Source organism: Rhizobacter sp. LjRoot28, assembly GCF_964253025.1.
GTDB lineage: Bacteria > Pseudomonadota > Gammaproteobacteria > Burkholderiales > Burkholderiaceae_C > Rhizobacter.
Map to the genome: position 1 here is coordinate 4,841,360 of NZ_CAXUQC020000001.1, position 21,892 is coordinate 4,863,251.

General features: G+C 68.9%; 19 protein-coding genes. 8 read left to right on the forward strand and 11 right to left on the reverse strand.

The features are described from left to right. Positions 1-12: 12 nt before the first annotated feature. Positions 13-606, reverse strand: coding sequence for a chalcone isomerase family protein (locus ACSQ2F_RS22160; protein ID WP_436026418.1), 594 nt, complete (start codon positions 604-606; stop codon positions 13-15). 144 nt (positions 607-750) lie between these two features. On the opposite strand from ACSQ2F_RS22160, the gene ACSQ2F_RS22165 reads away from it, so the two are divergent. Then, positions 751-1,587, forward strand: coding sequence for a lysophospholipase (locus ACSQ2F_RS22165; RefSeq protein WP_436026420.1), 837 nt, complete (start codon positions 751-753; stop codon positions 1,585-1,587). 17 nt (positions 1,588-1,604) lie between these two features. Here the strand turns inward: ACSQ2F_RS22165 and ACSQ2F_RS22170 are convergent, their stop codons facing one another. Beyond that, positions 1,605-2,396, reverse strand: a complete 792-nt coding sequence (locus ACSQ2F_RS22170; protein WP_436026421.1) for a hypothetical protein — start codon at positions 2,394-2,396, stop codon at positions 1,605-1,607. A gap of 141 nt (positions 2,397-2,537) precedes the next feature. On the opposite strand from ACSQ2F_RS22170, the gene ACSQ2F_RS22175 reads away from it, so the two are divergent. Next, positions 2,538-3,971, forward strand: coding sequence for an aldehyde dehydrogenase family protein (locus tag ACSQ2F_RS22175; RefSeq protein WP_436026423.1), 1,434 nt, complete (start codon positions 2,538-2,540; stop codon positions 3,969-3,971). A 75-nt stretch (positions 3,972-4,046) separates the two neighbouring features. Next, positions 4,047-5,240 (forward strand): HD-GYP domain-containing protein, encoded by a 1,194-nt coding sequence (locus ACSQ2F_RS22180; protein ID WP_436026425.1) that lies wholly within the window; start codon positions 4,047-4,049, stop codon positions 5,238-5,240. Positions 5,241-5,255: 15 nt separating this feature from the next. On the opposite strand, the gene ACSQ2F_RS22185 is transcribed toward ACSQ2F_RS22180, so the two are convergent. Beyond that, positions 5,256-6,206, reverse strand: coding sequence for an oxidoreductase (locus tag ACSQ2F_RS22185; protein ID WP_436026426.1), 951 nt, complete (start codon positions 6,204-6,206; stop codon positions 5,256-5,258). A gap of 81 nt (positions 6,207-6,287) precedes the next feature. Between ACSQ2F_RS22185 and ACSQ2F_RS22190 the strand changes: the two genes are divergently transcribed. Then, positions 6,288-7,763: a M20 family metallopeptidase gene (locus ACSQ2F_RS22190; RefSeq protein WP_436026428.1), complete on the forward strand. Its 1,476-nt coding sequence runs from the start codon at positions 6,288-6,290 to the stop codon at positions 7,761-7,763. Positions 7,764-7,814: 51 nt separating this feature from the next. On the opposite strand, the gene ACSQ2F_RS22195 is transcribed toward ACSQ2F_RS22190, so the two are convergent. The 4 genes from ACSQ2F_RS22195 to ACSQ2F_RS22210 form a co-directional block, all read right to left on the reverse strand. Beyond that, on the reverse strand, positions 7,815-9,476 hold the full coding sequence (locus tag ACSQ2F_RS22195; protein WP_436026430.1) for an NAD(P)/FAD-dependent oxidoreductase: 1,662 nt from the start codon (positions 9,474-9,476) through the stop codon (positions 7,815-7,817). Between the two features lie 180 nt (positions 9,477-9,656). Then, complete coding sequence (locus tag ACSQ2F_RS22200; protein ID WP_436026432.1) at positions 9,657-10,022, reverse strand: hypothetical protein; 366 nt, start codon at positions 10,020-10,022, stop codon at positions 9,657-9,659. A 35-nt stretch (positions 10,023-10,057) separates the two neighbouring features. After that, the gene (locus ACSQ2F_RS22205) at positions 10,058-10,456 is read right to left on the reverse strand and encodes a hypothetical protein (protein ID WP_436026433.1); all 399 of its coding nucleotides are present in this window, start codon (positions 10,454-10,456) and stop codon (positions 10,058-10,060) included. Between the two features lie 223 nt (positions 10,457-10,679). Beyond that, the gene (locus tag ACSQ2F_RS22210) at positions 10,680-11,081 is read right to left on the reverse strand and encodes a DUF4148 domain-containing protein (protein WP_436026435.1); all 402 of its coding nucleotides are present in this window, start codon (positions 11,079-11,081) and stop codon (positions 10,680-10,682) included. 191 nt (positions 11,082-11,272) lie between these two features. Here ACSQ2F_RS22210 and ACSQ2F_RS22215 point away from each other — a divergent pair, with 191 nt between their 5' ends. Next, positions 11,273-12,262: a LysR family transcriptional regulator gene (locus ACSQ2F_RS22215; protein WP_436026436.1), complete on the forward strand. Its 990-nt coding sequence runs from the start codon at positions 11,273-11,275 to the stop codon at positions 12,260-12,262. On the opposite strand, the gene ACSQ2F_RS22220 is transcribed toward ACSQ2F_RS22215, so the two are convergent. Next, the gene (locus ACSQ2F_RS22220; protein ID WP_436026437.1) at positions 12,256-13,317 is read right to left on the reverse strand and encodes an aminoglycoside phosphotransferase family protein; all 1,062 of its coding nucleotides are present in this window, start codon (positions 13,315-13,317) and stop codon (positions 12,256-12,258) included. The genes ACSQ2F_RS22215 and ACSQ2F_RS22220 overlap by 7 nt on opposite strands. Before the next feature lie 340 nt (positions 13,318-13,657). Between ACSQ2F_RS22220 and ACSQ2F_RS22225 the strand changes: the two genes are divergently transcribed. From ACSQ2F_RS22225 to rsmA, 3 genes are read left to right on the forward strand one after another with little or no spacing between them, the layout of a single operon-like run. Continuing rightward, positions 13,658-15,895, forward strand: a complete 2,238-nt coding sequence (locus ACSQ2F_RS22225) for an LPS-assembly protein LptD (RefSeq protein WP_436026438.1) — start codon at positions 13,658-13,660, stop codon at positions 15,893-15,895. After that, the gene (locus ACSQ2F_RS22230) at positions 15,892-17,220 is read left to right on the forward strand and encodes a peptidylprolyl isomerase (RefSeq protein ID WP_436026440.1); all 1,329 of its coding nucleotides are present in this window, start codon (positions 15,892-15,894) and stop codon (positions 17,218-17,220) included. The genes ACSQ2F_RS22225 and ACSQ2F_RS22230 overlap by 4 nt, the downstream gene beginning before the upstream one ends. Before the next feature lie 25 nt (positions 17,221-17,245). Next, positions 17,246-18,019, forward strand: coding sequence for a 16S rRNA (adenine(1518)-N(6)/adenine(1519)-N(6))-dimethyltransferase RsmA (rsmA, locus tag ACSQ2F_RS22235; protein WP_436026442.1), 774 nt, complete (start codon positions 17,246-17,248; stop codon positions 18,017-18,019). Between the two features lie 289 nt (positions 18,020-18,308). Here the strand turns inward: rsmA and ACSQ2F_RS22240 are convergent, their stop codons facing one another. From ACSQ2F_RS22240 to ACSQ2F_RS22250, 3 genes are all read right to left on the reverse strand, one after another. Next, a complete protein-coding gene (locus tag ACSQ2F_RS22240; RefSeq protein WP_436026444.1) occupies positions 18,309-18,704 on the reverse strand; it encodes a barstar family protein in 396 nt (131 codons plus the stop codon). Between the two features lie 50 nt (positions 18,705-18,754). Then, complete coding sequence (locus ACSQ2F_RS22245) at positions 18,755-19,126, reverse strand: ribonuclease domain-containing protein (protein WP_436026913.1); 372 nt, start codon at positions 19,124-19,126, stop codon at positions 18,755-18,757. A gap of 314 nt (positions 19,127-19,440) precedes the next feature. Next, on the reverse strand, positions 19,441-21,735 hold the full coding sequence (locus ACSQ2F_RS22250) for an NADP-dependent malic enzyme (RefSeq protein ID WP_436026446.1): 2,295 nt from the start codon (positions 21,733-21,735) through the stop codon (positions 19,441-19,443). Positions 21,736-21,892: the final 157 nt, after the last annotated feature.

Below are 21,892 nucleotides of genomic sequence, written 5' to 3' on the forward strand. Positions count from 1 at the left end.
GGCGCGCCGCCCTCACTCGCGGCCGAGCAGGGATTCCTTGAGGAGCGTGTCGGCCGGCGAGGTGCCCACCCAGATCCGCAGCACCATGCCGAAGAACTCGGCATCGCCCACCGGATCGCCTTGGGGTCGGTCGAGGATGAAGAACTGCGTGCCCTTGCCCGGCAGGTAGACCATCGAGAACGACTCACCCGGGCCCACCTTGGGGCGGCCGGAGAAGATCTCGATCAGGCGCAGGCTCGACAGGCTGTGCTTCTGCGTCAGCTCCTTGGGTGAGTTCTCGCCCATGCCCTTGACGAACAGTCGGCCGAGCTCCGTGCCCGGCAGGTCGCGCAAGGCGACGAACTGCAGCTTCTTCGGGCCGGGCAGGGCAAGCAGTTCGTCCACCGTGCTGACCTTGCGCTGGGTGTACAGCGCCATGTCGTAGCCGTTGAAGATGCCGCGTCGGCGCGTGCCGGCGCCGTTGAGCAGCAGCTTGGTGCCGGTCACCTCCACGGCGGGTTCGAAGCGGGTGGCCGTCGGGCTGGCCAGGGCGGGAACGGCGGCCCAGAGGCTCGCGGCGACGGTGCACGCCAGGGCGGCGCGGCGGGTGATGGCAGAACGGGACATGGTCCTCCTACGGGTTCTTGTTGTGCGGGGCCGGGTCGCAGGCCGATCCGCGGCAGCGCGCAGTGTCGGCGGCGACCCGATGCGCTGACAAGCGGAAAAGCACGTCGGCCGTGCAAAAATCCGCTCGCTACACTGGGCCCTACCATGCTGAGCACACTCAAGACGCCTGACGGGCTGAACCTTCACGTGGCCCACCACGCCGGTCCCGACAATGCGCGCGGCACGGTGGTGCTGGTGCACGGCCTCGGAGAGCATGGCGGCCGGTACGGCCATGTCGTGCAGGCGCTGCTCCGCTGGGGCTGGCATGTGGTCACGTACGACCACCGTGGTCATGGCCGCAGCGACGGCCGGCGTGGCGGCATTGCGGAAGACGATTCGCTGCTCTGCGATCTGGGGCAGGTGGTTGCCGCGACGCGCACCGAGCACACCGGGCCCATCGTGCTGCTCGGGCACAGCATGGGTGGCGCCGTGGCCGCGCGCTACGTCGCGGAGGGCACGCTCGCCGACCCGCACCGCTGGTTCCATCCGGTGGATGCCCTGGTTCTCTCGTCCCCCGCGCTCGACACGGGCCTGTCCAAGGCGCAGATGCTGCAGCTGCGGCTCATGGGATGGGTGGCGCCGGACCTGCCGGTGGGCAACGGGCTCAAACCCGAATGGGTGTCCCGCGACCGCGGCGTGGTGGCGGCGTACGTGGCCGATCCCTTGGTGCACAACCGCATCACGCCGCGCCTGGCGCGCTTCATCGTCCAGGCGGGCGAGGCGGTGCGCAGCCAGGCCGCTGCGTGGAACCTTCCCACGCTCGTGATGTGGGCCGGAAGCGATCGCTGCGTGGCGCCGCGAGGCAGTGAGGCGTTTGTTGCCGCTGCCCCTCCGGTGCTGGTCGCGGCCCGCGCGCATCCGGGGCTGTACCACGAGATCTTCAACGAACCGGAGCGTGACGAGGTGCTGCAGTGCCTGGGTGACTGGCTGGCCGCACGCTGACGGGAGGGCCGGTGCGATCAGGCGTGGAGGTCCACCTCGATCACCGGCACCGGGGCCGCCGAGAAACGCCGGCGGACCCGGCCCAGCCAGCCGGGTCGCGCGGCCGTGTCATGGACCGGCGGATGCGCCCCGATGGCACGCCGCAGCGGCGGGTTGAAGTCGCCCTGCGCATCGATCACGGTCAGCGACACGCCAGGAGGGAGCAGCGGATCGAGCCGCCGCGCCAGCGCGGCCTGGTGCCACTCGGCCTGGGGCGCCTGCAGCATCACGGCCGCCTGCGTGCTGGCAGCCGAGTGGATCAGGGCAAGCCAGGCCCGTTCGATGGCGGGTTCGCTGGCGCAGTGGGCGAGCAGCCCGGGCAGCAGTCGGGAGATGTCCGGCGCCGCGGGCCGCTCGACCGGTTCGCCACGCGCCACCCGTTCGAGCACCATCAGGGCGCGCAGGCTGAGGAGGTCGTCGCAGGTCAGCAGGCAACGTTCGTCGCCAGTGGCCAGGACCGCGTTGAAGCGCTGGCTCATGGCGAAAGCGAGCAGCGCGGCGCCGTTCTGCAGCAGGGTCGGCACGGCCACCGGCGGTGACAGCGACGCCGGATCGTCGAGCCAGACCGGAAGCGTGGGCAGCTCGCCCGGGTCACCGGGCAGGAAGTGCAGGCGCTGCATGCCATGGCCCGACGCGCCCGCGGCGGGCTGCCGGGCGCCGGGCAGCCACATCCGGGCGGCCAGCAGCTCGGGCAGCAAGACCTGGGTGGCCCCGGGCGACAGCTCGCCCTCGCTCCAGGCTTGAACGCGGCGCAACAGGTCAAGGCTCATGGCGGCATTCTTCCATGGCCGTGCGCGCCCGCGCAGCCGGGTGCCGCCCAGGTGACAGGACGAGACTGCACGCGCGTTTAAAATTCGCGGTCCAGGCCGGCCGAGCCTGCACCCGATCCATCACAACGACGCGAGACGCACATGATCCAACACGACAAGCTGTACATCGGGGGCCAATGGGTCCCGAGCGTGGGCCAGGAAAGCCCCAGCACCGTCACCTCGCCCGCGACCGAGGAAACGATCGCCACGGTGGTGCGCGGCACGGCCGACGACGTCAACCGTGCGGTCCAGGCCGCCCGTGACGCCTTCGACGGCTGGTCGAGCCGCCCGGTGGCCGAGCGTGCCGCCTTCCTGATGAAGATCCACGAGGGCCTGAAGGCGCGCGCCGCCGACATCGCCCAGGCCATCACCTCCGAGATGGGCATGCCGCTGAAGCAGTCGCTGCGCATCCAGGCCGGCTCGCCGATCGCCGCCTTCAAGCTGTATGCCGGCCTGGTCGACAAGTTCCACTTCGAGGAGGAAGTCGGCAACTCGCTCGTCGTGCGCGAAGCCATCGGCGTGGTCGCCGCCATCACGCCCTGGAACTACCCGCTGCATCAGATCGCCGCCAAGGTGGCGGCCGCGCTGGCCGCGGGCTGCACCGTCGTGCTCAAGCCGTCCGAAGTCGCACCGCTGGACGCCTTCATCCTGGCCGAGGTGATCCACGACAGCGGACTGCCCGCCGGCGTGTTCAACCTCGTCACCGGCCGTGGCACGGTGGTGGGCGAGGCCATGGTGTCGCACCCGGACGTCGACATGGTGTCGTTCACGGGTTCCACCCGCGCCGGGCGCCGCATCTCCGAACTGGCCTCGGCCACGATCAAGCGCGTGGCGCTCGAGCTCGGCGGCAAGTCGGCCTCCATCATCCTCGACGACGCCGATTTCCCGACCGCCGTGCGCGGCTCGGTGGGCGCCTGCTTCCTGAACGCCGGCCAGACCTGCACCGCCCACACGCGCATGCTGGTGCCGGAGAGCCGCTACGAGGAGGCAGCCCAGCTGGCCGTGGCCGCCACCGAGGCTTACCGCGTGGGCGACCCCTTCGAGGAAACCTCCACCATGGGGCCCGTCGCTTCCAAGGCACAGCAGAAGACGGTCAACGAGTACATCGAGATCGGCCTGTCCGAGGGCGCCGAGCTGCTGACGGGTGGCCTGGGTGCGCCCGAGGGCCTGCAGTCGCGTGGCTACTACGTGCGCCCGACGGTGTTCGGCCGCGTCAAGCCCGAGTCGCGTCTGGCCCAGGAGGAGGTGTTCGGGCCGGTGCTGTCCATCATCACCTACAAGGACGAGGCCGATGCCATCCGCATCGCCAACAACACGCAGTACGGTCTGTCCGGCGGCGTTTGGTCGTCCTCCGACGCCCGGGCCCAGCAGGTGGCCCGCAAGATGCGCACCGGCCAGGTCGACATCAACGGCGGCACCTTCAACATGCTGGCCCCCTTCGGCGGCTACAAGCAGTCCGGCAACGGTCGTGAGTTCGGCAAGTACGGTCTCGAGGATTTCCTCGAGCTGAAGTCCTTCCAGTTCAAACGCGCTTGAGCGACTGCGGTCTAATGGGAAGGGCTTGCTGAGGAAAGCAAGCCCTTTTTTGTTGCCCGATGACCCAGCCCGTCCATGAAGCTCATTCCGTTCGAGGCCGAATACCTCCAGGTCGGAACCTCGCTGCCGTTCGACCTCCACAACACCGAGGGCCTGTTGCTGATGCCGCGCGAGGCGGTCATTGCCGACCGCACGCAGCTCGAGCACCTGCTGGGCCACGATCTCATGGTTGACGAGCACCAGAGCGCCGAGTGGCGCCAGGAACGCGCCCGCGAGCGCGAGCTGGAGGATGCCTTCGCCGAGGCATTCGAGGCGCCGCGCGGGGCGGCGCCGCCGCCCCCGTCACCCCCTGACCATGCCGAACTGATCGCCGAGCTGGGGCAGCTGCAGTCGCAGCTGCACGCGCTGCTGATCGACAACCGGCCGGATGACAAATGGCTGCCCCGGATGGTGGCCGTTTCTTCCCGCACGCTGGATCTCACCCACCAGCATGCCGATGCGCTGCTCTTCCTCGTGCTCCAGCGGGCCGTGCGCCGCTATGAGCACTACAGCAGCCGGCATTCGCTGCTGTGCGCCATGGCCTCGGCCTTGTGCGCCGAGCAACTCGACATGCCCGAGGCGCAGGTCCGTTCGCTGATGCTGGCGGCGCTGACGATGAACTGGAGCATGACGGCGATGCAGGACGAACTCACCTTGCGTGAGCGCACACCTTCGCTCGACCAGCGCGTCCGCATCGACCGCCATCCCGAGCTCAGCGCGCGCCAGCTCGAGTCCGCCGGCGTGCAGGACCGCCTGTGCATCGATGTCGTGACGCGCCACCACCAGGACGGCCCGGTCGATCTGCGCTTCGCCGCGCTCGCGCCGGCCGATCAGCTGGCGCGGGTGCTGCGCCGCCTGGACGTCTTCTTCGCCAAGATCAGCCCCCGCCTCAGCCGGCCCGGCATGCCGGCGCCATTGGCTGCGCGCGCCGCCTGCCTCGGACCCAACGGCGAGCCCGACGAAGTCGGCTCGGCCATCATCAAGGTGCTGGGCATCTACCCGCCGGGCACTTGCGTGGCGCTGGCCAACGGCGAGTTGGCCATGGTGCTGCGGCGCGGGCCGCACGCCAGCCAACCGCACGTCGTGAGCCTCACGACGGCGGGCGGCGCCGCGCTGCTCGCGCCGCTGCGGCGTGATACCGCCCAGCCGGCCTACCGCATCACCGGGACCGTCCGGCCGAGCGACCTCCGCAGCGCGGTGGCGCTGCCCGACCTGCTGGCCATGATGTAGGCGGAGCAGGGCGGGTCAGTGCGAGGCGGTCAGCGCCAGCGACACCTGCCAGAGCCGTTCCGCCGCCGCCGGGTCGGCGATGTGGGGCGCGAAGCCGGAGGTCCGGTTGCCCGGTTCGGCCGGGAGCGCTTCCTGGCAGTCTTCGAGGTAGCGGCCGCCCCGGCCTTCGAGGGCTGGCGCCGTGGCCGCCCACACGGAAGTGGCCGCGCCCTGGGCCGGCGTCTTGAAGCGGCTGCTCATCCGGCCGTCTTCACCGACCCAGCCCATGGCCCGCTTCTCGTCGTCGGGCACGTGCCGGTGCAGCTCGGTGTCCACGCCGCCCGGGTGAACCGCCAGGGCGGTGACCCCGTCCCTGGCATGTCGGAGGTGCAGGCCGAGCGACATCAGCGCGTTCGCCGACTTGGCCTGTGCATAGGCCTTCCACTTGTTGTAGTCGCGCCGTTCGAAGTGCAGGTCGTCGAAGTCCACGCCACCCAGCTTGTGTCCCATGGAGCTGAGGGTGACCACCCGCGACGGGGCGCCGCGCTGCAGGGCCGGCAGCAGCGCGGTGGTGAGCGCGAAATGCCCCAGGTGGTTGGTGGCGAACTGCGATTCCCAGCCTTGCGCCGTGCGCTGCAGCGGGCAGGCCATGACGCCGGCGTTGTTGATGAGGAGGTGCAGCGGTCGGTCGCCCCAGTCGGCGGCGAAGCGGCGAACGCTCGGCAGGTCGGCCAGGTCGAGCAGGCCCACATGCACGTTGGGGTTGCCCGTGTCGTCGCGCAGCGTTTGCGCTGCGTGCCGGCCCTGCTCGGCATTGCGAACGGCGAGCGTGACCTCGGCGCCGGCCTGCGCCAGCGCCCGGGCGGTTTCGAGGCCGATGCCCGCACCCCCGCCGGTGACGATGGCGTTGCGGCCACGAAGGTCGATGCCCTGCACCACCTCGAGGGCGGTGCTGCGGGCGTGGAAGGGTGATGTGATCTGCGTCATGCTTGTCTCCTCGATGTCCACGCCGCAGGATACGGGAGTCACCCGGTTCTACACTTCCCCCAGGTGACAAGGAGACCCCCCATGAACGCACGCGACCCCCTCGCTCCGCGCAGCCCGGACCTGCCGGGTGCCATCGCTGCCATCACCGACCGCATCTGGGACGAGGAAATCGTGCCGGCGCTCACCGACTACATCGCCATCCCGGCCAAGAGCCCGATGTTCGACCCGGACTGGCAGAAGAACGGGTTCATCGATCGGGTCGTGCGCGATGCCGCCGCTTGGGTGGAGGGCAAGAAGGTCGCGGGCCTGCGGCTGGAGGTCATCCGGCTGGAGGGCCGCACGCCGCTCATCTTCTTCGAGGTGCCGGCCACCGCGACCGACAGCACCGGCACGGTCCTGCTCTACGGGCACCTGGACAAGCAGCCCGAGTTCAACGGCTGGCGCAGCGACCTCGGCCCCTGGACACCGAAGTACGAGAACGGCTTGCTCTACGGCCGTGGCGGCGCCGACGATGGCTATGCGGTGTATGCCGCCATTGCCGCCATCCTGGCCCTGGACAAGGAAGGCGTGCCGCGCCCCCGCTGTGTGGGACTGATCGAGGCCTGCGAGGAGAGCGGCTCCTTCGACCTGCCGTTCCACGTCGACGCACTGCGCGACCGGCTGGGCGAGGTCGGTCTGGTGGTGTGCCTGGACAGCGGCGCGGGCAACTACGACCAGCTCTGGCTCACCACCAGCCTGCGCGGCGTCGTGAGCGGCACGCTCAAGGTCGAGATTCTCACCGAAGGCGTCCACTCGGGCGATTCGAGCGGCCTCGTGCCATCGAGTTTCCGCATCCTGCGCCAGGTGCTCGACCGGCTCGAGGACGCCCGCACCGGACACCTGCTGCCGGCGCGCTTCCATTGCGAGATCCCCGCCGACCGTATCGAGCAGGCGCGCGCCACGGCGCGCATCCTCGGCGACGACGTGTGGAAACGCTTTCCGTGGGCCTGCGGCGCCGATGGGGGGCCCACCCTGCCGACGACCACCGACCCGCTGGAAGCGCTGCTCAACCGCACCTGGCGCCCGTCCCTGAGCGTGACGGGAGCCGACGGTTTTCCCGCACTCAAGGACGCGGGCAACGTCTTGAGGCCGTACACCGCCTTCAAGCTCAGCCTGCGACTGCCGCCGCTGGTCGACGGCAACGTCGCCGCGGCCGAGCTCAAGACGCTGCTGGAGGACAACGCGCCCTACAACGCCCGCGTCACCTTCGCAGCTGATGGCCGCGTCGGCGCGGCCGGCGCCACGGGCTGGAACGCGCCCGGCCTCGCCCCCTGGCTCGAAGACGCACTCAACCAGGCGTCGATGGACCAGTTCGGCGCACCCTGCGGTTACGTGGGGCAGGGCGGCACCATTCCCTTGATGAGCCTGCTGCAGCAGAGCTTCCCGGCCGCGCAGATGATGGTCTGTGGCGTGCTCGGCCCCAAGAGCAACGCGCACGGCCCGAACGAGTTCCTGCACGTGCCGTATGGCAAGAAGCTGACAGCGGCGGTGGCGCAGGTGATGGCGGCCTACCGTTGAGCGCAGCCGGGTGGCGGCGCCGCTGCGTCCGTTGCCAGGCCGCTTCGGCGATCAGGCCGGCAGCGGCAGTCCCAGCAGCTGCGCCGCGAGCGCTTCCGCGACCTCGATGCCATCCACGCCGGCCGACATGATCCCGCCGGCGTAGCCCGCGCCTTCTCCCGCCGGGTAGAGCCCGCGCACATTGAGGCTTTGCCGGTCCCGCCCGCGCGTGATGCGCAGCGGGGAGGAGGTGCGCGTCTCCACGCCCGTGAGCACGGCATCGTGCATGGAGAAGCCGCGGATCTGTCGCTCGAACGCGGGCAGCGCCTCGCGGATCGCCAGGATGGCGTACTCGGGCAGGCTGCTGCGGCCGCGTTGCCCAAGGTCGGTCATTTCCACGCCGGGCTTGTACGAAGGCTCCACATCGCCGAGCGCCTTGGAGGGGCGGCCCTTGATGAAGTCGCCCACGAGCTGGCCCGGCGCCCGGTAGCCACCCCCGCCCAGCTCGAAGGCGCGGGACTCGAGCACCCGCTGGAAGGCCATGCCGTCGAGCGGGCTCACCGGTCCTTCACGCCGGCCGTCCTGCCGGTAGTCTTCGGGGGCGATGCCGACCACGATGCCCGCGTTGGCATTGCGCTCGTTGCGTGAATACTGGCTCATGCCGTTGGTGACGACGCGTTCGGCTTCCGAGGTCGCCGCCACCACGGTGCCGCCCGGGCACATGCAGAAGCTGTACACCGAGCGCCCGTTGCGGGCGTGGTGCACGAGCTTGTAGTCGGCCGCGCCCAGGATCGGGTTGCCGGCGCTGGGGCCGAAGCGGGCCCGGTCGATCACGCCTTGCGGGTGCTCGATCCGGAAGCCCACCGAGAACGGCTTGGGCTCCATGAACACGCCGCGCTCGTGCAGCATGGTGAAGGTGTCGCGCGCGCTGTGGCCGAGTGCCAGCACCACGTGGTCGGCGCGCAGCTGTTCGCCGGAGGCCAGGGTGAGGCCCCGCACCTGCCCGCCTTCGATCAGCACATCGGTCACGCGCTGCTCGAAGCGGATCTCGCCGCCCAGGGCCAGGATGTCCGCGCGCATCTTCTCGATCATGCTCACCAGCCGGAAGGTGCCGATGTGCGGCTTGCTCACGAAGAGGATTTCCTCGGGGGCACCGGCCTTCACGAATTCGGTGAGTACCTTGCGCGTCAGGTGACGGGGGTCGCTGATCTGGCTCCACAGCTTGCCGTCCGAGAAGGTGCCGGCGCCGCCTTCACCGAACTGCACGTTGGATTCGGGATGCAGCTCGCCACGCCGCCACAGGCCCCAGGTGTCCTTCGTGCGTTCGCGAACCTCCTTGCCGCGTTCGAGCACCAGGGGGCGCAGGCCCATCTGGGCCAGCACCAGCGCGGCAAAGAGCCCGCAGGGACCGAAGCCCACCACCACCGGGCGTGGGCGTTCGGCCGAGAAGAAGTCGGCTGGCGCATGGCCCAGGAAACGGTACGACGTGTCCGGCGTGGTGCGGATCTGAGGGTCGCCCTCGTGTTGCAGCAGCACGGCCGCTTCATCGGCCAGCGCGCAGTCGATCGTGTAGATCAGCACGATGGCGGTCTTCTTGCGCGCGTCGTAGCTGCGCTTGAAGACAGTGAAGTCACGCAGGTCGGCATCGGCGATGCCCAGCCGTTCGACGATGGCGGGGCGCAGCGCGTCCTCGGCGTGATCGAGGGGCAGGCGCAGTTCGGTGATTCTCAGCATGGAAGGTCGGGGCCCGGCGGGGAGGGACGGGAAGCCGGCATTGTCCCTTAGGACCACGTCCCGCGGAGCGCGGGCCGCGGCGCGCGGCGTGTCGCTCCGCCCGATCCCGCGCCCGACGCGAGCCGCGCAGGCAGCAAAAAGCCGCCCGGAGGCGGCTCGTTGCAGGCGGCGATGTCGGGCTCAGGAGCCGGACTTGTTGCCGCGCACCGCGGCGCGGGCTTCCGCGCGAACGGTTTCGCGGTCACGCGATTCGCCGGCCGGGGCACGGGCGTACTCCATGCCGACGTCGAAGTTGACGATGGAACCCTCGGCGCGCGCCTTGAGGAAGTCCGCCTTCACCTGTTCGCGGGTCAGGCCGACCGACGATGCCGAGGAGGCTGCCGGGGTGGCCGAGGCGGCAGCAGCCGGTGCCTTGGCCTTCTTCGCGACCGGAGCGGGAGCGGCCTGCGGGCCGAAGCCGGTCAGCGGGTCGAATTCACCGCCAGCGAAGGCGGAGGTGCCGGCAACGGCGAGGGCGACGGCGGCGAGGAGATGGCGGGCGTTCATGATCGTGTCCTTGATGGGCGTGTTCGGAGGGCGGCTCAGGAGCCGCTGGCATTGCGGGCGCGGGCGCGCAAAGCGGTGCGGGTCTCGGCGCGCACTTCTTCGCGGGTCAGCGTCGAGCGGCCTTCGGGCGCCTGGGCGTATTCCACGCCGGTGTCGAAGCTGACGAGGTCGCCTTCAGCGCGGGCACGCAGGAACTCGGCGCGCACTTCGCTGCGGGTGGTCGTCGAGGCGACGGCCGGTGCCTGCAGGTAGGCGGTGCCGGCGTCGAAACGCTCGACGGCTGCGCGCTGGGCGGCAGGGGCAACGGCCACGCGGGGGGCGGCGGAGGTGGACACGGCGCCGTAGCCGGTCAGCGGGTCGAACTCGCCACCGGCGAGGGCGGCGGTGCCCACGAGGGCGAGGGAAGCGGCGGTGAAGAGTTGCTTGGCGTTCATGATGGTGTCCTTGCGATTCAGAGGTTTGACATGTCGGGCATGGCGGCGATCTGCCGTCTTGTCCAGCCTCTCGGTGAGTCGCCTGGGGCTTGATCTCATCGATGCCTGGACTTTAGGGATAACCCTGGTCGTGAAAAACTGCCTGGGCTTCAATTCCGCATTGCTCAAAACGAAACAATGGGGAGAGGGCGGCCCGTGCTGCAACGCCCTCTGGCAAAAGCGGTCAAGAGCCCTGGACGCCGCGGCGCACGCCACGGGCCAGTCGGGTTTCCTCGCGCACCTGCTCCCGGGTGAGGGTCGACGGCGTCTTGGGGGCCTGGGCGTAGTTCGTGCCGACGTCGAAGCTGTCGTTGCCGCCTTCGGCGCGGGCCCGGGCGAGCTCGGCGCGAACTTCGGCGCGGCTGAGGCTGCTGCCGGCCACGGCGGTGTCGAACATGCGTTCTTCACGGGTGCCGCCGAGGGTGCCGGCGCTCCGGGCCTCCGCGACCTGGGCGCGCACTTCGGTGCGGGACACGGTCGATTGAACGGGGCCGAAACCGGTGAGCGGATCGAACTCGCCGCCAGCGAAGGCGGAGGTGCCGAGGAGGGCGAGGGCGGCGGCGGCGATGTGGTGCTTGCGGATCATGATGTGCTTCCTGGTGACAGAGGTTTGAAGGGTGGGCACGGCGGCCTGTTGCCGTCCTTTCCCGCCTCGGTGAGTCGCCTGTTCAGCATGTGGCTCATCGATGGGATGAACTGTAGACATTGCGCCGAATTCAATAAACGGCTTGTGGTTCAATTGCGTGTTGCTGAAAACGGAATGATTGGGGCGATCAGATGGACAGACTTCATTCGATGCGGGTGTTTGCGCGGGTCATCGACGAGGGCAGCTTCGCCAAGGCCGCGCGCGAGATGAACCTGTCGGCCGCCGTGGTCACGCGCCTGGTGGCCGATCTGGAGGAGCACCTGGGCGCCCGCCTGATCAACCGCACCACGCGACGGCTGGCGCTCACCGACACGGGCGAGGTCTACCTCGAGCGCGTGCGGCAGATCCTCACCGAGGTCGAGGAGGCCGAGGCGCAGGCGAGCGCCGCGACATCGGATCCCCGCGGACATCTGCGCGTGCTGGCGCCCCCGGCCTTCGCGGTGCACCAGCTGGCCAAGCACCTGCCGCGCTTCCGCGAGGCGTACCCGCTCGTGACCCTGGAGCTGTCCGTCCCCGGTGTGGTGGAGACCGTGGACGAGAACCACGACGTCACCATCATCACGTCGACCCGGCAGGTGCTCGACGGCGACTTCATCGCGCGGCGGCTCGCAACGTCGGAGGTCGTCGCCTGTGCCTCGCCCGCGTACCTCGACCAGCGGGGCCGCCCGCAGCATCCGAGCGAACTGATGGGGCACGAGGCCATGATCCCGACCTACGCGCGCGAGGCGACCTTTCGCCGCTACGTGCCGCGCGAGGGCAGCGACGACGACTCCGTCACCATGGTGCCGCCGCGCCCGGCGCTGAGCACGATCCACATCGACACCATGTACGCCGGCGCGCTGGCCGGCATGGGCATCGCCCCGTTGCCGTCGTACGTGGTGGAGGACGCCTTGCTCGAGAACGCGCTGGAGCGCGTGCTGCCGGACTGGTACCTCCTCACGAGCACGATCTACGCCGCGATGCCGACGCGAAAGTACGTGCCGGCACGCACACGCGCCTTCATCGATTTCCTGGTGGCCACCTTCGGCGGCGACGGGCGCGACCCGTGGCTTGCGGCAGCCGGCTGCGGGGCGCCGACCTCAGGCGGAGGGACGCCTGCCGGCTGCGCGCCGCATCAGTAGAAGCCTTCGACCCGGCTGCTGCCGGCCAGTCGCTCGAGCAGGTGAGCCAGGGGACCGAGGCCGTTGTAGCGGGTGGCCACGCGGTGGGCATAGCGCCACACCAGCGGCAGGTCGGCCAGGTAGTTGTCCTTGCCGTCGCGGTGCGACAGGCGGGCGAAGATGCCCAGCACCTTGATGTGCCGTTGCAGCCCCATCCACTCGAAGTCGCGCCAGAACACCCCGAAATCGGCGGACACCGGCAGGCCGGCCTTGCGGGCGCGTTCCCAGTAGCGCACCGCGTAGTCGATCTGCACTTCCTCGTCGAGCTCGACATAGGCGTCGCGCAGCACGCTGGCCAGGTCGTAGGTGACCGGGCCGAGCACCGCGTCCTGGAAGTCGAGCACGCCCGGATTGGCCGGGCTGCCCGGTTCGCCGCTGAGCATGAGGTTGCGTGAGTGGTAGTCGCGGTGCACCAGCACCGTCGGCTGTGCAAGGTTGTTCTGCAGGATCAGTTCCATGCACTCGGCAAGCCGGGACTGCTCTTCCGAGGTGAGCGTGGCGCCCACGTGCCGGGCGATGTACCACTCGGGGAACAGCTGCATCTCGCGGCTCAGCAGCGCCCGATCGTAGGCTGGCACCTGCCCCTGGGGGTCGATGCCCTGCAGCTTCACCAGCGCGGCGAGCGCATCGCCGTACAGCAGCCTGGCGTTGTCGTTGTTCAGGGCCGCAAGGTAGGTGCGGTCGCCCAGGTCGGACAGCAGCATGAAGCCTTGCGCCTCGTCCCACGCCATCACCTCGGGTGCATTGAGCCCGCCGTCACGCAGCAGTCGCGCCATCTGCACGAACGGACGGCAGTCCTCGTGCGCCGGCGGTGCGTCCATCACGATGCGGCTGCCGTGGTCGGTGTCCACCCGCAGGTAGCGACGGAAGCTGGCATCCGCGCTGGCGCTTCGCACGCTGCGGGCATCGAGGCCATGGGCAGGCGCCAGGGTGGCAAGCCACTGCTCGAAGGCAGCCTGGCGTTGCGGGTCGGACCAGGCGACCGCGGTGGGAGTGGATGGGGTGGGTGAGGACATGTCGCAGGGTATGCAGGGTTGAGGCTGTCCGGGGCCGGACCCTCGTGGATAATCCGGATTCTACAAACCGCCTGCCCCCGCGCCCGCAGTCCACAGAAGGCGTCGGCAATCCCCCGGGTTCACCCGGCTCGCTTCGTTCTCCAATCCATTGCTGCGCCCGCTCCCATCCTCCACCCCGATGGCCCCTGACGCACACGGCTTGCGGCGCCTGTGCGTTGGGGCCGTGCTTGTGGCGGCAGCATGGTCGCACCCGGCCTGGGCCCAACCCGCAGCGCCCGCGCCGGCGTCGCCACAGGCTCCGGTTCCACCTTCCGTCCCGACGGCGGGCGCCTCGGCCCCCGTGCCCTCTTCGGCCGCCTCGGCGCCAGACGCCACCGAGCCGCCCATCACGATCGACGCCGACGACATCCAGGGCCGTCCGGACGAAGCCGTCACCGCGACCGGGCGGGTGGACCTGCGCCAGGGCACGCTGCGCGTCGAGGCTGACCGACTCAGCTACGACGCGCGAACCGATACCGCACGCGGCGCGGGCAACGTGCGCCTGTCGAGCGATGGCAACTGGTTCAGCGGTCCGGAGGTGCAGCTGGCGGTCCAGCGCTTCGAGGGCTTCTTCCTCGCACCGTCGTACCACATCGCCCGCACCAACGCAGGCGGCAATGCGTCGCGCTGGGACTTCATCGACCGCGACCACGCCACCGCCCACGACGCGACCTACACCAGCTGCCCGCGCGACGGCTCCAACGACCCGGCCTGGCTGCTCTCGGCCGACCGGGTGCAGCTCGACTTCGAGAACAACGAGGGCCGCGCCGAGGGCGCCGTGTTGCGCTTCTACGGCGTGCCCATCCTCGCGGCGCCGGCCTTCACCTTCCCGCTGTCCGACGACCGCAAGTCCGGGTGGCTTCCGCCCGCGCCCACGGTCGACAGCAAGGGCGGCTTCCAGATCGGCGTGCCTTACTACTGGAACATCGCCCCCAACCGCGACATGACCCTGACGCCGGTGGTCAGTGCCAAGCGCGGAGCGGGCCTCGAGACCGAGTTCCGCTACCTGCAGCCGACCTACGATGGCGTGTTGAAGGTGCACACGCTTCCGAACGACACGCTGGCCAACCGCAGCCGGGGCGCGGTTCGCCTGATGCACGATGGGGCGCTGCCGGGCGACACGCTCTATCGCATCGATGCGTTGCGGGTGTCCGACGACGACTACTGGAAGGACTTCTCCCACAACGTCAGCAGCATCACGCCGCGCCTGCTCGACGCCGACATGAAGGTCTGGCGACACTTCGACACCTGGACGCCCTACGCCCGGGTGAAGCGCTGGCAGGTGCTGCAGCAGCTGGACCCGGCCAGCTCCTTCATCGAGGCGCCGTACGACCGCTTGCCCCAGGTGGGCGTGCGCATGATGCAGCCGCTCATCGGCGGCATCCAGCTCGGCATGGAGACCGAATTCAACCGGTTCGTGAACCCGCATGGCTACACCCCGGAACCGCAAAGCACCGCCCGCCGCCCGACCGGCTCGCGGACTCATGTGCTGGGCACCCTGAGCCGACCCATCCAGACACCGGGCTGGTCGCTCGTGCCCAAGCTGGCATTGAACGCCGCCTCCTATTCGCTCGATGCGCCGCTCACCTCCGGGCCATTTCAGAACCGCACCGACGTGACGCGCGTCATTCCCACCATCAGCATCGACAGTGCCTGGACGCTCGAGCGCGACGCCGACTGGTTCGGCCGTTCCGTGCGGCAGACGCTCGAGCCGCGCATGCTGTACGTGAAGACGCCGTACCGGGAGCAGGCCGGGTTGCCCAACTTCGACTCCGCGGTGCGCGACTTCAATGTTGAGTCCATCTACACCGACAACGCCTTCTCCGGCGTCGACCGCGTGTCCGACTCCCACCAGCTCACCAGCGGCGTCACCACCCGGGTGCTCGACCCGTCGACGGGCGCTGAACAGGTGCGGCTGGGCATCGCGCAGCGCTTCCTCTTCCAGGACCAGAAGGTCACGCCCAACGATGGCGCGCCGCTCACGCAGAGCTTCTCGGACGTGCTGCTCTTCGGCTCGTCGAACATCTCGCGCCGCTGGTTCCTCGACGCCGCGCTGCAGTACAACCCCGAGCTCGGTCGCACCGTGCGCTCCGTGGTGGGCGCGCGCTACACGGCGCCCGACTACCGCACCGTCGCGGTTGCCCACCGCTTCAAGGACGGCGAGTCCGAGCAGGTCGACGTGTCGTGGCAATGGCCGCTGTACTCGCGCGAGAAGGGTGATCGCTCGGCGGGCGGGGATTGCCGAGGCGGCTGGTACGCCGCAGGGCGCGTCAACTACAGCGTTCTTGAAAGTCGCGTGACCGATGCGGTCGCCGCATTCGAGTACGACTCGGGCTGCTGGATCGGCCGCATCATGGCCCGCCGCCAGTCCACCAGCACGCGCGACGCCACGACACAGCTCGGCTTCGAGATCGAGTTCATCGGCCTGTCGCGCCTGGGCACGAACAACCCCATCCAGGTCTTGAAGGACAATGTCCCCGGCTACCGTCCGCTGCGCGACGACACCGGCGCGCCGGCCGAAACCAGAATCACCCCATGATGTCATTTGCCCGCTTGTCCCTCGCCCGCCTCTCGCCTGTCCTGCTGACGATGCTGCTGGCCCTCGGCCACGCCGCGCCGCATGCGCAGGCGCGGCCGGCGCCGCGCACGGCCGACTACATCCTGGCCATCGTCAACCAGGAACTCGTCACCGCCAACGAGCTGGCGCTGCGCGTGGCCCAGGTCCGTGACGAAGCCCGCCGCAACGGCACCCGGCTGCCGCCCGAGGAAGAGCTGCGCAACCAGCTGCTCGAGACGCTCATCAACGAACGGGTGCAGATCACCCACGCCCGGGACTCCGGGCAGCGCGTCGAAGACACCGAGCTCGACCGCGCGGTGGCCAACGTCGCGGCCCAGAACCAGTTGACCGTGCCGCAGTTGCGCGATCGCCTGCGCGCCGAGGGCATCGACTACGTCCGCTTTCGCAACAACATCCGCGACCAGATCATGATCGAGCGGATGCGCGAACGCGAAGTGCAGGCCCGCATCCGCATCACCGATGGCGAGATCGACGAGTACCTCGCGCGCCAGCGGGCGAGTGGCGCCAACACCCAGCTCAACATCGCGCAGGTGCTGGTCTCCGTGCCGGAGGGCGCCAGTGAAGCGGTCGTGGCCGAGCGCCAGGCCAAGGCGCAGGCGGCGCTGGCCCGCATCCAGGGTGGCGAACCGTTCGATGCCGTGGCCCGCGCCATCTCCGAAGACGCCAACAAGGAGACCGGCGGCGAGATCGGCCTGCGTCCGGCCGCGCGCCTGCCCGAGGTGTTCCTGAACCACGTGCGCGACATCCCCTCGGGCCAGGTCAATCCGGCGCTGCTGCGCACCGGGGCCGGCTTCCACATCCTCAAGGTGGTCGAACGCCGCGAGAACGACGGCCTCACCGTCACCCAGACCCGCTCCCGCCACGTCCTGCTGCGGCCATCGCAGCAGCTCAGCCAGCAGGCTGCGGTGCGCCGGCTTTCCGAGTTCAAGCGGCAGATCACCTCGGGTGCGCGCAGCTTCGAATCGATCGCCCGCGAGCACTCCGAGGACGGCAGCGGCCCGCAAGGCGGCGACCTGGGATGGGTCTCGCCGGGCGGCTTCGTGCCCGAGTTCGAGGAAGCCATGAACGCGCTGCCCATCAAGGGCGTGTCGGAGCCCGTCGTCTCTCGCTTCGGGGTGCACCTGATCCAGGTCATCGACCGCCGGGACATCCGCCTGGAACCCAAGCAGCAACGCGAGCAGGCGCGCGCCGCGCTGCGCGAGCAGAAGTACGAGCAGGCCAGCAGCGAATGGATCCGCGAGCTGCGCGCCCGCGCCTACATCGAGATGCGAGAGCCGCCGCAGTGATGGCGACGTCAAGCGAAGGCGCGTTGTGAGCCACATCCCGAGAAAGCGCTTCGGCCAGCACTTCCTGTCCGACGTTTCCATGGTGGAGGCGATCGTCGACGTGATCGACCCGAGGCCGGGGCAGGCCCTGGTCGAGATCGGTCCCGGCCTCGGCGCCATGACGAATCCGCTGGTGGCGCGCTGCGAGCGCCTCACCGTCATCGAGCTCGACCGCGACCTGGCTGCCCGGCTGCGTCGCCGCGCCGAACTCGAGGTGATCGAGTCCGACGTGCTGAAGGTGGACTTCGATGCGCTCGCCGATCGTGCCGGCCAGCCGCTGCGGGTCGTCGGCAACCTGCCTTACAACATCTCGACGCCCATCCTCTTTCACCTGCTGGAGGTGGTCGACCGGGTGGTGGACCAGCACTTCATGCTGCAGAAGGAGGTGGTCGACCGCATGGCCGCCGCACCGGGCAGCAAGGACTACGGTCGCCTGAGCGTGATGCTGCAGTGGCGCTACGCCATCGAATCGGTGCTCGACGTGCCGCCCGAGTGCTTCGACCCGCCGCCGCGGGTCGATTCGGCCATCGTTCGCATGCTGCCCCTGCCGGCGCCCGCCGGCGTGGACGCAGCGCTGCTCGGTGAGCTCGTCACGACCGCCTTCTCGCAGCGGCGCAAGGTGCTGCGCAACACCCTTGGCAAGTGGCTCGAGGCGCGCGGTTTCAGCGGCGACGTCGACCTCTCGCGCCGAGCCGAGGAAGTGCCGGTGGCCGAGTACCTCGCGCTGGCTGCCGCGGTCGCCGCCCTTCCGCGCAGCTGACCGGATCTCACGGCTGCGGGCACGGTCGGGCCCCGCCGGGCTGGCTCCGCGGTTCGATCAGAAACGACAAGGCCCGCCGAAGCGGGCCTTGTTGACGCATCGACCGACAGGCTGTCGCCTCAGGCGGCGCTCAACCACATCGAGGTGTCGAAGGCGCTGCTCATCATCGGCATGTTCATCCCGAAGTTCGCGTTGGCGGCGTTCTTCGAGGCCGGCTTGGCCGGCTTGTCGGTAGCAATCTGGGCCGTCTCGTTAGCCCGCTCCCATGACCCTTGTTCCTGGGAGCGGGCTACTGAAAAGAATAGAAGCACCTGAACGGTATCTTCCGTTCGGCCCAGAAGTCGGCGGCATCGCGGAAGACGTCGAGCAGCTGCTCGCGCGCTTCGCGGTCGAAGCGCGGGTTGTCCGGGATCTGCTCCAGCACGACCACGAAGCCGGGCTGGGTCCCGGACTTGTGGACCAGGTCCGTCATGCAGTCGTACAGCGCATCCAGGTTCTTGCCGAAGTGGGACGGAAAGAGGAAGGACTCGGCGATGGCCTCCATCACATCCTGCTTGGTCTGCGCAGCAGTCAGGTTGGCGTAGAGGAAATGCTGGCCGACGCTCTGGGCGGCTTCCTGCAGATCTTCCACGCGGTAGGCGCGTATCGACTGAACAATGTTTGGACGGACTGTCTGCAGTAGCATGGTCGCGTTCCTCCTTAGGTCTAGAAAATCAAACTCTTGGCACCCGTTGCTCACTGCGCGATGCGACGGAAGCTCGCGTAGTGATCAGCGGTATAAAAACAGGCGTCAGGGGCGGTCTTTCGGACGCCGCCGCAGACGATGCGACGTGCCCCTCGATTGCGCGCACCGACCGTCTTCACGGTGTACTCGCGGTAGTAGCCCCGGGGATGGGACGGCAGCAGACGCTCCCGGTTGCCGAACACCGTGCCGTCCTTCTCGTAAGGGAACGGCCCGCCTTGGCGGATCAGGAGGAGGGTGTCCACCGCCTGTTTCGGGAGTTCGTCGACCCTCACCACTGCAGAGGACTCCGTTCCGGCGTCGGGCGAAGGCCGTTTGGCCGATGCCTCGTCGACCCCAGCGCCGATCAGCGCGGAGGTTGCCAGAAGGATGGTGAGCCCTGACTTGCTAAAGGCTTGCCGAAAGGCCGACCCAGCGGAGAGGAACACGGGTTATCCCCAGAACGACAAACCGTCATGTTACCGAATCGGGCGCAAAAGCTCAAGCCGCTGCCTCAAAAATGAGCAGCGAGCCTGGTGCGATAGTGTGCGCTTACGAGGAAAAAATTCCTTGCATGACGCGGGCTTATGTCGTTGGAGAGTGGCTGCGTGCGGCGGCAAAGAGTTCTGGAAGGACAGTGACAGGTGCCGAGGGACCCCGGGCTGGGGGAGGTCTTCGGCCCTGCCGGTTTTTTAGGCGCTCAGCGGATGGCGTTTGCGTCCGCAACGGCCAAGGCCGTCATGTTGACGATGCGGCGAACGGTTGCGGACGGCGTCAGAACGTGCACCGGCTTGGCTGCGCCGAGCAGCACCGGGCCGATGGCGATGCCGCCGCCGGCGGCCGTCTTCAACAGGTTGTAGCTGATGTTGGCGGCGTCGATGTTGGGCATCACCAGCAGGTTCGCTTCGCCGTTGAGGCTGCTGAAGGGCATCAGCTGGTGGCGGGCCGCGGCGTCGAGTGCGACGTCGCCGTGCATCTCGCCGTCCACCTCGAGCCAGGGTGCGGTCTCCTTGAGCAGCGCCAAGGTGTCGCGCATCTTCACGGCCGACGGTTGCGGGCTCGAACCGAAATTGCTGTGCGACAGCAGCGCCGCCCGCGGCTGCAGGCCGAAGCGCTTCATCTCCTCGGCGGCCATGACGGTGATCTCGGCCAGCTGCTGGGCGGTCGGGTCGTAGTTCACGTGCGTATCGACCAGCCACACCATGCGGTTCGGCAGGATCAGCCCGTTCATCGCCGCGTACACGTTGGCACCCTTGCGCCGGCCGATCACCTGGTCGATGTAGTTCAGGTGCATCGTGGTCGAGCCCCAGGTGCCACACAGCAGGCCGTCGACCTCGCCCTTGTGCAGCAGCATGGAGCCGATCAGCGTGAGCCGACGTCGCATCTCGATCTTGGCGAGCTGCTGGGTGACGCCTTTGCGGGCCGTCATCTGGTGGTAGGTCTGCCAGTAGTCGCGGTAGCGGTCGTCCTGCTCCACGTTCACGCAGTCGTAGTCGCGGCCGGCCTCGAGGCGCAGGCCGAACTTCTCGCAGCGCTGGGCGATGATGGCCGGGCGGCCGATGAGGGTCGGGCGCGCCAGGCCCTCGTCGACCACGATCTGCACGGCGCGCAGCACGCGCTCCTCTTCACCTTCCGAGTAGGCGACGCGGCGGTTCTTCGCGCCTTTGGCCAGGGTGAAGATGGGCTTCATCGTCGTGCCCGAGGCATAGACGAAGGTGTTCAGCTTCTCGCGGTAGGCGTCCATGTCGGCGATGGGCCGGGTGGCCACGCCGGAGTCGGCTGCCGCCTGGGCCACGGCCGGCGCGATCTTCATCATCAGCCGCGGGTCGAAGGGCTTGGGGATCAGGTACTCGGGGCCGAAGCTCAGGTTGACGCCCGCGTAGGCCGCAGCCACCACCTCGCTCTGCTCGGCCTGGGCCAGCTGCGCGATGGCATGGACCGCAGCGATCTCCATCTCGATCGTGATCGTCGTCGCGCCGGAGTCCAGCGCGCCGCGGAAGATGTACGGGAAGCACAGGACGTTGTTGACCTGGTTCGGGTAATCGGTGCGGCCGGTGGCGATGATGGCGTCCGTGCGGACTTCCTTGATCTCCTCGGGAAGGATCTCCGGCGTCGGGTTGGCCAGCGCGAAGATGATGGGATGCGGCGCCATCTTGGCGACCATGTCCTTCTTGAGCACGCCGCCCGCGCTCAAGCCGAGGAAGATGTCGGCGCCGGCGATGACCTCGCCCAGCGTGCGCATGTCGGTCTTCTGGGCGAAGACGATCTTGTCCTCGTCCATCAGCTCGGTCCGGCCCTCGTACACCACGCCGGCCAGGTCGGTCACCCAGATGTTCTCGCGCGGCACGCCGAGCTTGAGCAGCAGGCTCAGGCAGGCGAGGGCGGCAGCGCCCGCGCCGGAAGCGACCAGCTTGACCTCCCGGATGTCCTTGCCGCTCACCTTCAAGGCGTTGAGCAGCGCGGCACCGACCACGATGGCCGTGCCATGCTGGTCGTCGTGGAAGACGGGGATCTTCATGCGCTGGCGCAGCGCGCGCTCGACGTAGAAGCAATCGGGCGCCTTGATGTCCTCGAGGTTGATGCCACCGAACGTGGGCTCGAGCGCCGCGATCAGGTCGACCAGCTTGTCGAGGTTGCGCTCATTGACCTCGATGTCGAAGACATCGATGCCGGCGAACTTCTTGAAGAGCACGCCCTTGCCCTCCATCACCGGCTTGGCCGCCAGGGGGCCGATGTCGCCCAGGCCGAGCACCGCGGTGCCGTTGGTGATCACGGCGACCAGGTTGCCGCGCGAGGTATAGCGGAAGGCGTTGGCCGGGTCGGCGACGATCTCCTCGCAGGCCGCAGCCACCCCGGGTGAGTAGGCGAGGGCGAGGTCGCGCTGGTTGACCAGCTGCTTCGTCGCTGCGATGGCCACTTTGCCAGGGGTCGGGAACTCGTGGTACTCGAGGGCGGCGCGGCGGAGTTCGGCGCGTTTTTCTTCTGGATTGGCCATGACGGTGATTTCTCGCAGTGGACCTGTGGACAACAACGGGGTCGGCGGGATTGTAGGAGTGTCGATCGGCACACCCGTGCCGGGTTCGCGATTCCACTCCGGACCGCAACCATCCACATGCGCGAAACTGCGTAGATGACGCAGCCGGCTGTCGACA

Bases quoted from the DNA above. Each gene is read 5' to 3' on its own strand.
- ACSQ2F_RS22160 (WP_436026418.1), bottom strand. From the start codon at position 606: ATGTCCCGTTCTGCCATCACCCGCCGCGCCGCCCTGGCGTGCACCGTC.
- ACSQ2F_RS22165 (WP_436026420.1), top strand. From the start codon at position 751: ATGCTGAGCACACTCAAGACGCCTGACGGGCTGAACCTTCACGTGGCC.
- ACSQ2F_RS22170 (WP_436026421.1), bottom strand. From the start codon at position 2,396: ATGAGCCTTGACCTGTTGCGCCGCGTTCAAGCCTGGAGCGAGGGCGAG.
- ACSQ2F_RS22175 (WP_436026423.1), top strand. From the start codon at position 2,538: ATGATCCAACACGACAAGCTGTACATCGGGGGCCAATGGGTCCCGAGC.
- ACSQ2F_RS22180 (WP_436026425.1), top strand. From the start codon at position 4,047: ATGAAGCTCATTCCGTTCGAGGCCGAATACCTCCAGGTCGGAACCTCG.
- ACSQ2F_RS22185 (WP_436026426.1), bottom strand. From the start codon at position 6,206: ATGACGCAGATCACATCACCCTTCCACGCCCGCAGCACCGCCCTCGAG.
- ACSQ2F_RS22190 (WP_436026428.1), top strand. From the start codon at position 6,288: ATGAACGCACGCGACCCCCTCGCTCCGCGCAGCCCGGACCTGCCGGGT.
- ACSQ2F_RS22195 (WP_436026430.1), bottom strand. From the start codon at position 9,476: ATGCTGAGAATCACCGAACTGCGCCTGCCCCTCGATCACGCCGAGGAC.
- ACSQ2F_RS22200 (WP_436026432.1), bottom strand. From the start codon at position 10,022: ATGAACGCCCGCCATCTCCTCGCCGCCGTCGCCCTCGCCGTTGCCGGC.
- ACSQ2F_RS22205 (WP_436026433.1), bottom strand. From the start codon at position 10,456: ATGAACGCCAAGCAACTCTTCACCGCCGCTTCCCTCGCCCTCGTGGGC.
- ACSQ2F_RS22210 (WP_436026435.1), bottom strand. From the start codon at position 11,081: ATGATCCGCAAGCACCACATCGCCGCCGCCGCCCTCGCCCTCCTCGGC.
- ACSQ2F_RS22215 (WP_436026436.1), top strand. From the start codon at position 11,273: ATGGACAGACTTCATTCGATGCGGGTGTTTGCGCGGGTCATCGACGAG.
- ACSQ2F_RS22220 (WP_436026437.1), bottom strand. From the start codon at position 13,317: ATGTCCTCACCCACCCCATCCACTCCCACCGCGGTCGCCTGGTCCGAC.
- ACSQ2F_RS22230 (WP_436026440.1), top strand. From the start codon at position 15,892: ATGATGTCATTTGCCCGCTTGTCCCTCGCCCGCCTCTCGCCTGTCCTG.
- ACSQ2F_RS22240 (WP_436026444.1), bottom strand. From the start codon at position 18,704: ATGCTACTGCAGACAGTCCGTCCAAACATTGTTCAGTCGATACGCGCC.
- ACSQ2F_RS22250 (WP_436026446.1), bottom strand. From the start codon at position 21,735: ATGGCCAATCCAGAAGAAAAACGCGCCGAACTCCGCCGCGCCGCCCTC.